The organism is Brevundimonas sp. FV2ps16 (assembly GCF_058681075.1).
In genome coordinates, this window is sequence record NZ_CM178728.1 from 101,209 (window position 1) to 114,949 (window position 13,741).

The window sequence follows — 13,741 nt, forward strand, 5'->3', positions numbered from 1 at the left end:
CGCAGAATTGCCGGTGTTAGAGCCGCCCGAATCGTTCAGGTCAACGCCCTGATCGCGGGGAACGTCGCATGAGCATCACCGAATACCGTTCGCAAGGCCGTTCCGGCCCCATCGCCGGGCCGGGCGTGGGTCGCCATCTGCTGATCGTCGACGACGACGACCGCATCCGCGAACTGCTGAAGGAATATCTGTCGCGCGAAGGCTATCGCGTCACCGGCGCCGCCCACGCGGCGGCGGCCAAGCGGATGATGGAACTGATCGAGTTCGACCTGGTCGTGCTGGACGTCATGATGCCGGGCGAAAGCGGCCTGGACCTGACCTCCTGGGTTCGCGCCAAGGCCGAAACCTCTAAGACGCCGGTCCTGCTTCTGACCGCGCGCGGCGATCCGGAGGACCGGATCGAAGGCCTGTCGCGGGGCGCCGACGACTATATGTCCAAGCCGTTCGAACCGCGCGAACTGGTGCTGCGGATCGAGGCCATCCTGCGCCGCACCGGCGGTAAGCCCATCGGCCCGCGCGAGATCAAGCTGGGCACGGCCGTGTTCGACATGGAGCGGCTGGAGCTGATCCGAGACGGCGCCCCCCAGCGCCTGACCGAGGCCGAGGCGCAACTCCTCAAGACCCTGGCCCTGCACGCCCACGCCCCCGTCGAGCGCATGAGTCTGTCGCCCGACACGGCCGACATCACCGGCCGCGCCGTGGACGTTCAGGTCACCCGCCTGCGCCGCAAGCTGGAAGCCGACCCCAAGAACCCGCGCTATCTCCAGACCGTGCGCGGCGTCGGCTATATGCTCGCGCCCGACTGATATGCGGCTGCTGCCCGCCCCCCTGTGGCCGCGCTTCCTGAAGCGGCGCCTGCCGACCTCGCTCTGGGGCCGTTCGCTGCTGATCATCGTCCTGCCAGTGCTGGTCATGCAGGTGGTGGTGACCTGGATCTTCTTCGACGCCCACTGGCAGACAGTGACCGCGCGCCTGTCCGAAGGCCTGGCCGGCGACATCGCCTGGGCTGTCGAGAGCTATGAAGACGATCCCAGTCCGCGAAATCTTGAGCGCCTGGCCGACCGCGCCGAACGGTCCATGTCCCTGTCGATCGCGCTTCAGGAAGGCCGCAGCCTGCCCACAGAGCAGAGGCGCGGGGCCATCGGCGTCGTCGACCGGGTGCTGGACCGCGCGCTGGCGGCGCGGCTGGACCGGCCCTACTGGTTCGACACCACCCGCTACCCCGCCTATGTCGATATTCAGGTGCAGGAGCCGCAGGGCGTGCTGCGCATCATCGCCCCGCGCGAGCGGGCCGTGGCGACCCAGGCCCACATCTTCGTGCTGTGGCTGACCATCGCCACCGTCCTGCTGATGTCGGTGGCCATCCTGTTCATCCGCAACCAGGTCCGCGCCATCGAACGCCTGGCCGACGCCGCCGAGGCCTTCGGCCGGGGCGAGACCGTGCCCCGGTTCAAGCCGCATGGCGCGCGCGAGGTTCGCGCCGCCGCAGTGGCCTTCCTGGCCATGCGCGATCGCATCCAGCGCCACATCGACCAGCGCACCGCCCTGCTCGCCTCGGTCAGCCACGACCTGCGCACCCCACTGACCCGGCTCCGACTGGAGCTGGCCTTGGCGCCGCCGTTCAAGCGTCAGGCCGCCATGCGCGGCGACCTGGACGAGATGGAGCATATGATCGACGAGTACCTGGACTTCGCCCGCGGCGAGGCTGGAGAACCGCCCCAGCCCGTGTCCATCGCAGACCTGCTGAAGGCGGCCGGCGAGGATGCGAAGCGCGCCGGCGCCGAGGTGGATGTTGCGGTCACGGAAGGGCTGACCGCATCGCTTCGCCCGCTCGCCTTCAAACGCGCCCTCGTGAACCTAGCGGGCAACGCCGCCGCCCATGGCGAACAGGTGCGTCTGTCGGGCCGATCCCTAGCCTCGGGCGGGCTGGAGATCACGGTCGAGGATGACGGCCCCGGCATTCCCGAAGAGATGTACGACGAGGCCTTCCGACCCTTTTCGCGGCTGGACGAGTCTCGCAACCAGAATCGCAAGGGCGTGGGCCTCGGACTGGCCATCGCTCGCGACGTGGCGCGCGGTCACGGCGGCGACGTCACCCTGGATCGCAGCGACATGGGTGGGCTGAAGGCAATTATTCGCGTGCCCGGCCATGTCACAATCATCGCCCCCCCTAGCGAAACAACCCCATAAGGCGCATCTTCGAATCCGACAGGGCATGGAGACAAACACGATGCGTAAACTCGCCTTCTTCGCCCCCCTCGCCGCGACGCTCGCCGTCGCCGCCATGGCCCAGGCGCAGACCCCCACCGTCAACGTCACGGTCGGCCCCGAACTTCAGCGACAGATGGAAAAACTCGGCGACCAGGAGGTCAACGAACAGATCGCCGCGCTCCAGACCGAGGTCGCCCAGGCTCTGGCGCAACGCTATCCGGGCGCCACGGCAAATCTGGTCCTGGTCGATCTGAAGCCCAACCGGCCGACCATGGAACAGATTCGTCAGACCCCCGGCCTCGACCCAATCCGCAGCATCTCGATCGGCGGCGCCGCGATCAAGGGCGAGATCGTGACCGCTGACGGTCAATCCCGACCGGTCGAGTTCTCGTACTTCTCCCCGACCCTCCGCGATGTCTGGGGCTTCAGCGTCTGGCGCGACGCCGACCGAGCCTTCGAACGCTTCGGAGATCGGATCGAACAGGGTCGCTACTGATCGCTCGCCCCTCTCCGACCAGGAGAGGGGCGACAATCAGCCCATCTCGCGATTTCGCCGCACGGCCGCCGCGACCGTTTCATCCAGCATGACGTCCAGACGGCCGTCTTTCGCCAGGGCGTCCAGGCCGGCGCGTGTCGAGCCGCCGGGCGATGCGATCCGCCCTATCAGTGCCTCAAGCGCATCCTCGCCCATGGAATCCGCCGCCGACCGCAGGGTGGCGCGGGCCAGGACGTCGGCCGTCGCGGCGTCCAGCCCCGCCGCCTCGCCGGCGCGAGCCAAGGCCTCGGTGAAGGCGTAAAAATAGGCGGCGCCCGATCCCGCCACAGCCGTCGCCGCATCCATCAGGGCCTCGTCCGCCAGCACGACCGTCTCGGCCATCGGCGCGAACAGGGCCAGCCCCAGCGCCCGCGCCCGGTCGTCCGCCGACCAGACCGAGGCCACGCCGCGTCCCCGCGACACGCCCGTCGTCGGCATCACCCGCACGATGGGCCAACCGCCGATCCCTTCCGCCAGGGTCGGGGCGGTGACCCCGGCCATGACCGACAGGATCACGGCCCGGTCGCCGAGGAAGGGCAGCAGCGGCGTCACCACATCGCGCCACATCGCCGGCTTGACCGCCAGCACGATCACGCTCGCCTCCGCCAAAGCCTCCAGCGGCGGATTGATCCGCGCGCCCTGCGCCCGCGCCGCCTCGGCGGCCGGCTTTTCAGATGGGCTGAGAATGATCAAGTCGGGGGCCGCGACGGTCCCGGTCAGCAGCCAGCCTTCCAGAATGGCCGAGCCCAGCCGGCCGCAGCCGACCAGGACGACGGGCCCGACCACGGGCATCAGGCGTTACCGACCGTCTCGAACAGGCAGGCGTCGATCGCCTCCTGCGGCTTCTTGTTGCCGCGCACCATGAAGTCGAAGGCGGGGTAATAGCGATCCGCCGCCTCGATGGCCGCATCGATCATCGACGCCGCCTGGGCCAGGGTCGGACGTTCGCCCATCGGCAGGGCCAGCGAATGACGGAAGACGATTTCCCCGTCCTCGGCCCAGACCTCGAAATGGCCCATCCATGTGCGCTGATTGATCAGGCCGACCAGTTCATAGGCGGCCGTCTTGCGGCTCTTGGCCACCTTCAGGTCCAGGGCGCAGCACAGTTGAAGACAATCCCCCTCCGGACGCCAGGCGAACCACAGCTCATAGTCCTTCCAGTCCCCCGCCAGGGCGAAGGCCAGGTCGCCGTCGTCGGTGCGGTCGAAAGGCAGGTTCTCGGCCGTGAGAACATGCTCCACGACCTCCAGCGGGTCGAAGGGCACGTCCGTTTCCTCGGGCCGGGCGATGTCCATCAAGTCTCTCGATTCACGCTGCCGCGAGAATCGCGGCTGTTAACAGAGTGGTAAGCCTGTTCGCGGATTCGGCTCAACCGGCTGCGTCCCCGGGTTGAGTTCCATCTGTGGACGTTCCCGCCCCTGGCTTGCTCGACGCCTTGGCGCTGGGCTTCTTCGCCGCCTTCAGGTCGGCGATCTCGGCCCGCAGGGCGGCGATCTCGTCCTTCAGCACGTCGAACTCGTCGCGGCGCACCAGATCCATCTCGGCGGCGATCCGGTCGGCCTGGGCGCGCCAGGCGGTCTTGGCTTCTTCACCGGCGGCCTGGGCAAGGCCCATGGCGCCCGTCGTCAGCTTGGCGAACTCGTCCAGGATGGGGTTGCGGGTCTGCATCGAAGGCTCCGACTCAAACGTCGTTAAGGGAGGATCACCAATCATGGTGAACGAAACCTTTCTTTCTGCTGCTTCGGGGGCGCCATCAAGGCGTCGTGATGTGTCTTCACAGGCGACGGCGGCGGCGGCGCTTGCTAAACCGCCCTCAGAGACAGGCCAGCACAGGAACGCCCCTTGCCCTTTCCCGAATTCGATCCGGTCCTGATCCATCTCGGACCGCTTCCGATCCGCTGGTACGCCCTGGCCTATGTCGCGGGCATCGTTCTGGGCTGGTGGTACGCCGCACGCCTGGTGAAGACCGAACGCCTGTGGACGCCGGGCAAGCCGCCGATCAACACCACGCAGCTGGACGATCTGGTGCTGTGGATTGTGCTGGGCATCATCCTCGGCGGCCGGCTGGGCTACGCCCTCTTCTACAAGCCGATTATGTACGCCCAGCTGTTCACGGGTCAGACCCTGGGCGAACGGTTCGAGCTGTTCCAGCTCTGGACCGGCGGCATGAGCTTCCACGGCGGTTTCCTGGGCGTCTGCCTGGCCATCGTCCTCTACTCGCGCGGCCAGAAGATCAACATGCTGCGCCTCGGCGACGTCGTCGCGCCGGTCGTGCCCATCGGCCTGATGTTCGGTCGGCTGGCCAATTTCATCAACGGCGAGCTGTGGGGTCGCGAGACGACCGTCCCCTGGGCCGTGCGCTTCTGCAACGCGCGTATCCAGCAGATGTACGGCTTCTGCCCCGCCGGCGACGCGCCTCGCCACCCCAGCCAGCTCTATGAGGCGGGCCTTGAGGGGATCGTGCTGTTGTCCATCCTGTCGCTGGGCATCTGGAAGTTCGATCTGCTGAAAAAGCCGGGCTACATCACCGGCCTGTTCCTGGTCGGCTACGGCGTCTGCCGCGCCGCGCTGGAGAATGTGCGCGAGCCTGACTACGGCATGCCCGACTTCCCGCTGGGCCTGACCATGGGGATGATGTTGTCCATACCGATGATCCTGGTCGGCGGCTGGCTGATCTGGCGCGCCTGGAAACGGCCCCCCGTCGAAGCATGAGCGATACCGAAACCCTGAAGACCCGTCTGGCGCGCGAGATCGCCCTGACGGGGCCGATGACGGTCGCCGACTATGTCACCCGCTGCCTGCACGATCCCAGGGGCGGCTACTACGCCTCGCGCCCCGCATTAGGGGAAGGCGGCGACTTCATCACCGCTCCCTTGGTCAGCCAGATGTTCGGCGAACTGATCGGCCTGTGGGCGGTCGAGACCTGGAACCGCCTCGGCGCGCCCGAGCGGTTCCGCCTGGTCGAGGTCGGGCCCGGCGACGGAACCCTGATGAGCGACGCCCTGCGGGCCGCGCGCCTGGTTCCAGGCTTTCTCGAGGCCTGCGACCTGATCCTGATCGAGCCCAGCGCCCCATTGCGCGATCTCCAGGCCAAGGCCCTGGCCGGCGCCGACCTGTCGCCCCGCTGGGTGCGCGACCTCACGCGGATCGAAACCGATGCCCCCGTCATCCTGATCGCCAACGAGGTGCTGGACTGCCTGCCCGCGCGGCAGTTTGTTCGCACCGAGGGCGGCTGGGCCGAACGCCGCATCGGCGTAACCGACGACAACGACCTGATCTTCGGCCTGACCGCGATTTCTGGGGGTTTCGAAAAGCCTGCTTTCGACGTTGAACCCGGCGGGATCTTCGAGATTTCCGAACAGCAGGCGATCTTCGGCCGCGACCTGGCCCTGCTGATGAAGGCCGCCTCGGGCGCCGCGCTTCTGATCGACTACGGGCGCGCCCGGCCCGAGGTCGGCGACACCCTCCAGGCCCTGCGCCGTCACCAGAAGGTCGATCCGCTGGAAAGCCCCGGCGAGGCCGACCTGACCCAGTGGGCCGACTTCCCCCGCGTGCTGGAGGCCGCCGTTCGCGCCGGCGCCGACGTCACCGGCTGCCTGGGCCAAGGCGAGTTCCTGCGACGTCTGGGGATCGAAGCCCGCGCCGAACGATTGAAGTCGGCGCGACCCGACGCAGCGCCCGTCGTCGACCACCAACTGAACCGCCTGACCGCCGAGGACCAGATGGGAAGCCTGTTCAAGGCCGCCGCGATCTTCTCGCCCCGCGCGCTGATCGTTCCGGGGTGGGAGCAATGAGCGCCCTCGCCCCGATCACCCATCCGCTGCTGAGCGCCGCCGGGATCGACCACGGCTTCTTCACCCGCGCGGGCGGCGTCTCGACCGGCATCTATGAAGGCTTGAACGCCGGCGTCGGCTCGAACGACGCCCCTGCGGCCGTGGCCGAGAACCGCCGCCGCGTCGCCGCCCATTTTGGCGCCGACGCCGATCATCTGAACGGCTGCTACCAGATCCATTCCGCCGTCGCCCGAGTCGCAGAAGGCCCGTGGCGGGGCGACAGGCCCGAAGGCGACGCCGTCGTCTCCGCTGAACCCGGCCTGCTCTGTTCGGTCCTGACCGCCGACTGCGCACCGGTGCTGCTGGCCGATCCCGAGACCCGCATCGTCGCCGCCGTCCACGCCGGCTGGAAGGGCGCCCTGGGCGGCGTGGTCCAATCCGCCGTCGCGGCCATGGAGGCCCTTGGCGCCGACCCGCGCCGCATTCTGGCGGTCGTCGGCCCCTGTATCGCCCAGGCCAGCTATGAGGTCGGCGTCGATTTCCAGGACCGGTTCGCCCACCACGACCGCGGCAGCGAACGCTTCTTCCGCTCCGGCGAGACCGACGACAAACGCCAGTTCGATCTGCCGGGCTTCGTCCTGTGGCGGCTGCAGCAGGCCGGGGTCGGTCAGGCCGTCTGGACCGGCCACGACACCTGCGCCGATGCGGATCGCTTCTATTCGAACCGCCGCGCTTATCAGCAGAGCGAGCCGGATTTCGGGCGGTTGATCAGCGTGATCGGAGCTTAGACGGCCTCAGCCCGCCCGCGCCAGCTCAGGCACGCGAGTCACTTCCCGCCACGCATGCGGCGCAGCCAGCAGGGCCCGGACCAGCTTGTTGTTGACCGCGTGACCGGCCTTATAGCCTTCGTATCGACCCAGCAGGGGCGCGCCCAGGACATACAGGTCGCCGATGGCGTCCAGCGCCTTGTGCCGCACAAACTCGCGTTCCATGCGCAGGCCGCCGGGGTTCAGTATCTCGTCGCCATCGATGACCACGGCGTTCTCCAGCGAGCCGCCGCGCGCCAGGCCGGCCTGACGCAGGGCCTCGACCTCATGGGCGAAGCCGAAGGTGCGGCAGGCCATGATTTCCTTGCGGAAGGTCGGCTCGTCCACGACGAAATCGATGATCTGGTTGCCGATCACCGCCGAAGGGAAGTCGATCTCGAACCGCATTTCATAGCGGTCGCACGGCAACAGGGCCGCGTGCTTGTCGCCTTCGGTGACGTGAACCGTCTCCAGGATCTCGATATAGCGCTGCGGCTGCGCCTGGGGACGGAAGCCCGCCCGGTCCAGCAGTTGCACGAACTCCAGCGCCGACCCGTCCAGGATCGGCAGTTCCGGCCCGTCCACCTCGACCACGGCGTTTGAAACGCCCAGGGCGCAGAAGGCCGCCATCAGATGTTCGATCGTCGACAGGCGCACGCCGGCGCTGTTCTCGATCATGGTGTTCAGGCGCGCGTCCACGACGGCCTCGCCCGACACGGGGATACGATTGTCGAAATCCGTGATGTCCGTCCGCACAAAGACAATGCCCGCCCCCGCAGGCGCAGGACGAACCGCCAGCCGCACCCGGCGGCCAGTATGCACCCCGACACCGGCGATGATGGCCGGCGCGACGATGGTGCGCTCGTGATGGTCGTTCCTGACCGACAAACTCAAACTCGCTTCAACCTGTGCGGACCGCCTTGATGTGCGGATTACGCCCCACGACCGATCTAGCGCGGGGGGCTCAAGCTCGAAATGAAAGTCGAGTTTCGGATTGTTTCGTTCCGGGACTCCCGCCCGGGAGCTCCCGCCAAAGAAAACGCCCCGGAGCCTGGGCTCTGGGGCGCGATCTTCAAAATTTCAATCGGTCAGTTTGCGAGCCGGCGGAGAAAAGAAGGAATCTCCAGGTCATCGTCCGCCTCGCCGGCGGTCGGTTGCGGCTGGGCCTGCGGCTGTTCAGCCGTCCGCATTTGCGACGTCGGGCGGGTGCTGTAGGTCGGCTCGGGCTGCGGCTGCGCGCGCTTTCCTCGGCCGAACAGGCTCCAGCCGCTGCGGCGGTGATCGCGGTCGTCATAGTCTTCGACAGCCGGCTCCGGCGACCGGGCGGCGTACAGATCGGGCTGCGGCTCAGGCGCGCGGGGCGACTGCGCCGAGGGGGCGCGGGTCGTCTCATATTCCTCGACCCAGGGATCGACGATCGGATCCAGGGCGCGTGGGGTCGGTTCCGCGACGCGGATCACCGGCTCGGGCCGAGGTTCCGGCGCGGGAGGGGCCTGAAAGGTGGGGACGACGGGCGCAGGCTCGATGCGAGGCTCCGGGCGGGCCTCGAAACGCGGCTCAGGCGCGCGTTCGGCGCGGACCGGCTCGCGATAAGTTTCGCGGGCGGGCTCGGGCGCAGCGCGCGAGGTCTGGGTTCCGTACAGGCCGCCGGCCGAGCGACGGGCGCCGTGATCGGCCAGCGGGGCGGCGGGAGCCGACGGCTCGGCGCGCTGCACCATGCCCTCGTCCATGCCGGTGGCGACCACCGAGACGCGAATCTTGCCGTCCAGGGCCGGATCGAAGGCGGCGCCGAAGATGATGTTGGCGTCGCCGTCCACTTCCGCGCTGATGGCGTTGGCGGCCTCGTCGACTTCCAGCAGGGTCATGTCCAGACCACCAGTGATGTTCACCAGTACGGCCTTGGCGCCCTTCAGCGAGGTCTCGTCCAGCAGCGGGTTGGCGATGGCGTTCTGGGCGGCCAGCAGGGCGCGATCATCACCGGACGCCTCGCCCGTGCCCATCATCGCCTTGCCCATTTCGGACATGACGGCGCGGACGTCGGCGAAGTCCAGGTTGATCAGGCCCGGCAGGATCATCAGGTCGGTGATCGAACGCACGCCCGAGTGCAGCACCTGGTCTGCCATGCCGAAGGCGTCGGCGAAGGTGGTGCGTTCGTTGGCGACGCGGAACAGGTTCTGGTTCGGAATGACGATCAGCGTATCGACATAGCGCTGCAGCTCGGCGACGCCCGCGTCGGCCAGGCGCATGCGGTGGCGGCCTTCGAAGGTGAAGGGCTTGGTCACGACGCCGACGGTCAGGATGCCGCGATCACGCGCGCATTTGGCGATCACGGGCGCCGCGCCGGTGCCGGTGCCGCCGCCCATGCCACAGGTGATGAACACCATGTGCGCGCCTTCGAGGTGCTGATGGATCTCGTCGGCGGATTCCTCGGCGGCGTTCATGCCGACTTCGGGGTGGGCGCCCGCGCCCAGGCCCTGGGTGATGGTCTCGCCCAATTGGATGCGACGATCCGTCTTGGCGAACGACAGGTGCTGCGCGTCGGTATTGGCGACAACGAACTCGACCCCTTCGAGGCCGGCGTCGATCATATTGTTCACGGCGTTGCCGCCTGCGCCGCCGACGCCGAACACGACGATGCGGGGCTTCAGTTCAGTGTGTTGCGGCTTGACCAACGAGAGCGACATATTTTTCCGACCTTCCGAGCCCTGGACCCTTCGCACCAAAGCGAACACCCCGCCGAATCGCTTTGGTTATGAGCGCGTTAATGATTGCGCCCACGAGGGTTAAGAGAAGGTTACGGCGATAATGTGAGTCGGACGCGAGAACAGCAGGTTTTCAGGGATTTCCCTGAATTTCTAAACAAGAGGGCGTCAACAAAAAAAGGGGCGGCCCAAAGGCCGCCCCCTCCCATGTGGCACTCAAACTCAGACCAAATCGACTTAGAAGGCCGTGAAGTTCAAGCCGAAGTAGAAGCGACGACCGTAGGGGTCAAAGTTCGAATACAGCGTCGAGCCCAACCAGGGGTTCTGGCTGTCGTTGAAGACGTTGGTGACGCCGGCACGCAGTTCCAAGTCTTCACGCACCCGATAACGTGCGCTGATATCGTGACGGGCAAAGTTTCCAGTATCCAGCGTGTTAACCGGACGGGAGTCGGTGTTTCCGGAGTCCACGAACTCCTTGAGGCGCTGAATGTCCTGCGCCGACTGCCAGTCCGTCGTCCATGTGACAGACACGTCGTCGTTCGGCTTCCAGTTCAGGCGAGCCGTGAAGCGGACCCGCGGGTAGTAGAGATCGCTAGCGTACTCTTCGTAATAGTTGGGTTGAGTGACGTCGTTGAAGTTTTTCTGGGTGATCAGATAGGAACCGCCCACGTCAAGCATGAACCGACCAAAGTCGCGACCGAACACTTCCGCCGAGTCCAGGCCGTACCGCAGCTTGAAGTCCAGACCTTCGACCTCACGCTTGGCGTAGTTCAGAGGCCCTTGGATGAAGCCGCCGACTGCGTCACCGAGCGGTGCACCCACCTTGAAGACGTCGAACTCGTCACCCTGATCAGGATTGTTCCGATAGATCAGGTTGCACGCCACCGGGTTCAGAGCCGGTCCGTCGACGCACTGGTTGGCCAGGGTTTGAGCGGTCACCGAGGCGATCACATCGTCGATTTCGATGGAGTAATAGTCCAGCAGCACCGAGAAGTTCGGAATGAAGCGCGGCTGGAGCACCGTCGAGAAAGTGAAGGAGGTCGAGGTTTCGGGCGATAGAAGCGGATTGCCGCCGTTCAGTCCGGGAATGCCGGACGAATAGGTCGGGCGATAGTCATCGTCCGTCGTCGCCGTGGAACCAGCGAAGTCATAGGTTAGGCCCTTCTGCGCCGCCAGCGCCGTACAGTTGGCGATGCGGTTTGTGCGCTCCTCAGCCGTCCGAGCAGAAGAGGTAATCTGGCGTGTATCGCAGGGATCGGCGAAGTTGTTCGCGAACGTCTGGGTCTGCGGCGCATAGAGCTCCGCAAGAACCGGAGAGCGGAAGGAGGTATTGTAGCTGGTCTTGAACGTGATGTCCGGGATCGGACGATAAACCAAGTTCACGCCATACACGTCGCCCGTTCCGACGGTGGAGTAGTCGAAGGTCCGGTACGAGCCGCTGAGTTCAGCGAACTCCCCCAGGAAGCTGTCGCGCAGCAGCGGGATCGCCAACTCGGCGAAGAACTCGTTGGTTTCATATTCCGAAGGCAGGAAGTCGCCGCCGGTGTTCAGTTGCAGGTACCGCGTGCCGCTCGAAGAGCTGCGTCCCAGGCCTTCGGCCATTTCCTTGCGGTACTCATAACCGACGGCGTAGCCCAGCGGGCCGGCGCCCCAGAAGTCCCAGAGCAGACCCGAAGTCGAAGCGACGAAGTTGTGCTCTTCATTCTTCTCGTCAAGGAAGATCGACGCCGTCACATATTCCAGAGCTTCGGCGGACTGGTTTCCTTCACCGAACACGTTCAGCGGGCGGCAATCAGCAACTTCCGAATCCGTCGCCGACAGCGTATCGCGCGGATCATTGGGGTTGTAGTTGGCGACGGGGCGGCCCTGCGAGGCGAGCAACTGCGCACGGCAAACGATCTGCCCGCTACCGTCACGTACCGCATCCAGCGCTAGAGTCGTGCGCAGGATGTCCATACCGGTCTCGGTGTTCCGGTTGTCCATCCGCCCATAGACGTAAGACAGGTCCCAATCCATCGCCTTGATGAAACTGACCTGATCGTACGAACCGTGCAGGTTCAGCACATAGCGCTGCAGCTGGCGGTCATTTTCCTGAGTCCGGTCGACGCCGAACACCGAGTGACGCGCGTAATTCCGCACGGCCGTGCCGGTCACAGCGCCGGGCGTGTTCGTCGCCGGCGTGCCGTAGGTCGCGACGGCATTGTTCTGAAGCGCGGCGCGGATGATGTCAGGCAGGAAGGCGTTGTCGTCGATGCGGGTGGTGAAGGCGGATGAACTCAGAATCGGCTGGACTGCAGTGGCGGAGTAGGTGTTTGAGATATAGACATCGAAGAAGCTTGGCTGAGTAGTGATGAACGACTGCTCATCGACATACTTGGCTTCAACATAGGCGGTGATGTTGTCGTTCACCTTGTAGTTGGCGCCGACTTGGAACCGCTGTGATTCCGATTCCGGCGTGCGGCTGTAGCCACCGAAGTAGGTGTTATAGTTGACGCCGTCGCCGCCGATATTGAACGGACGGTTGATGCCGACCGCGCCGATACGGGTGCCCAGATTGATCAGACGCGCCTGACCGTTCTCGTACCAGTAGGACTTGTTCGGATCGATTGAGTAGCAGTTCGCAGACGTCAGGCCAGTGCAGTTGGCCAGCGGCACATCGGGATCGGCTTGCGAGCTCGGTTGCTGGCTGTTGGCCACATTGGTGACGCCCCAGCGAGGCCGGCCGACGTAACGCACGTCATAGAACAATGCCTGGTCGACGATGCCGTCAGACCGCGGACCGAAGGTTGCCGACGTCGGGTCGGCGTCGACGCCGACGACAAACCGTCCGTCCCGCAGCCACTCGATGTCCTCGCCCAGGATCACATCGAGTTTCTCGTACTCGGCGAAACCGTAGACGTTCAGGCGATCGTCGAGAAGGTTTTTACCAACCAGGGCCGAAATCCGGCGGGTCAGAGGCGCATCAGCACTGTCGCCTGCCAGCTGACCGACATTGGCGTCGATCTCCAAGCCTTCGAAGTCCTTGCGCAGCTTGTAGTTCAGCACGCCGGACACGGCGTCGGCACCGTAAACGGAAGAAGCGCCGCCCGTGATGATGTCGATGCTTTCGATCAACAGGCGCGGAACCGTGTCGACGTCCACAGCCATACGTCCGACCTGGGCGCCGACCTGGCGACGACCGTCGATCAGCGTCAGCACGCGGTCAGACCCCAGCGACCGCAGGTTCGCCAGCGAAACGCCCGCAATGTTCAGAGAACCTGTGGTATCCGAGGGAACCTGCGAGTTCGAAAGCGCGGGAATGGTGGCCAGGTAATCGATAACCGTAGGCAAACCGGTTTCCAGCAGGTCCTCCCGCCCGACGATGATGGTCGGCTGGGGCGCATTAGCTGGATCTGTGCGGCGAATCCGCGAGCCGGTAACGACGATCTCGTCAACCGCCGCGCCGTCGAGTTGGGTTTGCGACGAAGATTGAGCAAACGACGGCGAAGCCGCCAGAATGCCCGCGAGAATCGTTGTCGCGAAAAGATGATGACGATTGATATTCATGCCTTAGGGCCCCCACTAAAAATCGGCGCGCGGCGTCGTGTTCCGATCCGCGTAACGTGGGTGTAACCAAATGTGGCGGAACCACAACCATTGTGGTCCAAATCAGGCACAGAAGTGGAGCTTATGTTACAGCTTCGCCACAGTTCAGCGAACAGCGGAACTATGGAG

12 protein-coding genes are annotated in these 13,741 nt (G+C 65.6%); 6 read left to right on the forward strand and 6 right to left on the reverse strand.

Features of this window, described 5'->3' with window-relative positions; all coding sequences use genetic code 11:
* Positions 1 to 68 precede the first annotated feature (68 nt).
* Genes ACW170_RS00535 through ACW170_RS00545 form a run of 3 tightly spaced genes read left to right on the forward strand, consistent with a single transcriptional unit; the run spans position 69 to position 2,707 of the window.
* Complete coding sequence (locus tag ACW170_RS00535) at positions 69 to 806, forward strand: response regulator (protein WP_267514271.1); 738 nt, start codon at positions 69 to 71, stop codon at positions 804 to 806.
* A gap of 1 nt (position 807) precedes the next feature.
* Entirely contained in the window at positions 808 to 2,190 is a 1,383-nt protein-coding gene (locus ACW170_RS00540; protein ID WP_492087763.1) for a sensor histidine kinase, read from the forward strand.
* A gap of 40 nt (positions 2,191 to 2,230) precedes the next feature.
* A complete protein-coding gene (locus ACW170_RS00545) occupies positions 2,231 to 2,707 on the forward strand; it encodes a hypothetical protein (RefSeq protein WP_492087764.1) in 477 nt (158 codons plus the stop codon).
* A gap of 36 nt (positions 2,708 to 2,743) precedes the next feature.
* On the opposite strand, the gene ACW170_RS00550 is transcribed toward ACW170_RS00545, so the two are convergent.
* The 3 genes from ACW170_RS00550 to ACW170_RS00560 form a co-directional block, all read right to left on the reverse strand.
* Entirely contained in the window at positions 2,744 to 3,538 is a 795-nt protein-coding gene (locus tag ACW170_RS00550) for a pyrroline-5-carboxylate reductase family protein (protein WP_492087765.1), read from the reverse strand.
* Positions 3,538 to 4,041 (reverse strand): type III secretion system chaperone family protein, encoded by a 504-nt coding sequence (locus ACW170_RS00555; protein ID WP_492087766.1) that lies wholly within the window; start codon positions 4,039 to 4,041, stop codon positions 3,538 to 3,540. Before ACW170_RS00555 ends, ACW170_RS00550 begins: the two co-directional genes overlap by 1 nt.
* A gap of 73 nt (positions 4,042 to 4,114) precedes the next feature.
* A complete protein-coding gene (locus tag ACW170_RS00560) occupies positions 4,115 to 4,414 on the reverse strand; it encodes an accessory factor UbiK family protein (protein WP_492087767.1) in 300 nt (99 codons plus the stop codon).
* A 174-nt stretch (positions 4,415 to 4,588) separates the two neighbouring features.
* Between ACW170_RS00560 and lgt the strand changes: the two genes are divergently transcribed.
* Genes lgt through pgeF form a run of 3 tightly spaced genes read left to right on the forward strand, consistent with a single transcriptional unit; the run spans position 4,589 to position 7,307 of the window.
* Positions 4,589 to 5,458, forward strand: coding sequence for a prolipoprotein diacylglyceryl transferase (lgt, locus tag ACW170_RS00565; protein ID WP_492087768.1), 870 nt, complete (start codon positions 4,589 to 4,591; stop codon positions 5,456 to 5,458).
* Complete coding sequence (locus tag ACW170_RS00570) at positions 5,455 to 6,540, forward strand: class I SAM-dependent methyltransferase (protein ID WP_492087769.1); 1,086 nt, start codon at positions 5,455 to 5,457, stop codon at positions 6,538 to 6,540. Before lgt ends, ACW170_RS00570 begins: the two co-directional genes overlap by 4 nt.
* Positions 6,537 to 7,307, forward strand: coding sequence for a peptidoglycan editing factor PgeF (gene pgeF / locus ACW170_RS00575; RefSeq protein WP_492087770.1), 771 nt, complete (start codon positions 6,537 to 6,539; stop codon positions 7,305 to 7,307). The genes ACW170_RS00570 and pgeF overlap by 4 nt, the downstream gene beginning before the upstream one ends.
* Positions 7,308 to 7,313: 6 nt before the next feature.
* Here the strand turns inward: pgeF and lpxC are convergent, their stop codons facing one another.
* The 3 genes from lpxC to ACW170_RS00590 form a co-directional block, all read right to left on the reverse strand.
* Entirely contained in the window at positions 7,314 to 8,213 is a 900-nt protein-coding gene (gene lpxC, locus ACW170_RS00580) for a UDP-3-O-acyl-N-acetylglucosamine deacetylase (RefSeq protein ID WP_492089211.1), read from the reverse strand.
* A 200-nt stretch (positions 8,214 to 8,413) separates the two neighbouring features.
* Positions 8,414 to 10,009: a cell division protein FtsZ gene (ftsZ, locus tag ACW170_RS00585; RefSeq protein WP_492087771.1), complete on the reverse strand. Its 1,596-nt coding sequence runs from the start codon at positions 10,007 to 10,009 to the stop codon at positions 8,414 to 8,416.
* 255 nt (positions 10,010 to 10,264) lie between these two features.
* On the reverse strand, positions 10,265 to 13,573 hold the full coding sequence (locus ACW170_RS00590) for a TonB-dependent receptor domain-containing protein (RefSeq protein ID WP_492087772.1): 3,309 nt from the start codon (positions 13,571 to 13,573) through the stop codon (positions 10,265 to 10,267).
* Positions 13,574 to 13,741: the final 168 nt, after the last annotated feature.

Bases quoted from the DNA above. Each gene is read 5' to 3' on its own strand.
- ACW170_RS00535 (WP_267514271.1), top strand. From the start codon at position 69: ATGAGCATCACCGAATACCGTTCGCAAGGCCGTTCCGGCCCCATCGCC.
- ACW170_RS00540 (WP_492087763.1), top strand. From the start codon at position 808: ATGCGGCTGCTGCCCGCCCCCCTGTGGCCGCGCTTCCTGAAGCGGCGC.
- ACW170_RS00545 (WP_492087764.1), top strand. From the start codon at position 2,231: ATGCGTAAACTCGCCTTCTTCGCCCCCCTCGCCGCGACGCTCGCCGTC.
- ACW170_RS00550 (WP_492087765.1), bottom strand. From the start codon at position 3,538: ATGCCCGTGGTCGGGCCCGTCGTCCTGGTCGGCTGCGGCCGGCTGGGC.
- ACW170_RS00555 (WP_492087766.1), bottom strand. From the start codon at position 4,041: ATGGACATCGCCCGGCCCGAGGAAACGGACGTGCCCTTCGACCCGCTG.
- ACW170_RS00560 (WP_492087767.1), bottom strand. From the start codon at position 4,414: ATGCAGACCCGCAACCCCATCCTGGACGAGTTCGCCAAGCTGACGACG.
- ACW170_RS00570 (WP_492087769.1), top strand. From the start codon at position 5,455: ATGAGCGATACCGAAACCCTGAAGACCCGTCTGGCGCGCGAGATCGCC.
- pgeF (WP_492087770.1), top strand. From the start codon at position 6,537: ATGAGCGCCCTCGCCCCGATCACCCATCCGCTGCTGAGCGCCGCCGGG.
- ftsZ (WP_492087771.1), bottom strand. From the start codon at position 10,009: ATGTCGCTCTCGTTGGTCAAGCCGCAACACACTGAACTGAAGCCCCGC.
- ACW170_RS00590 (WP_492087772.1), bottom strand. From the start codon at position 13,573: ATGAATATCAATCGTCATCATCTTTTCGCGACAACGATTCTCGCGGGC.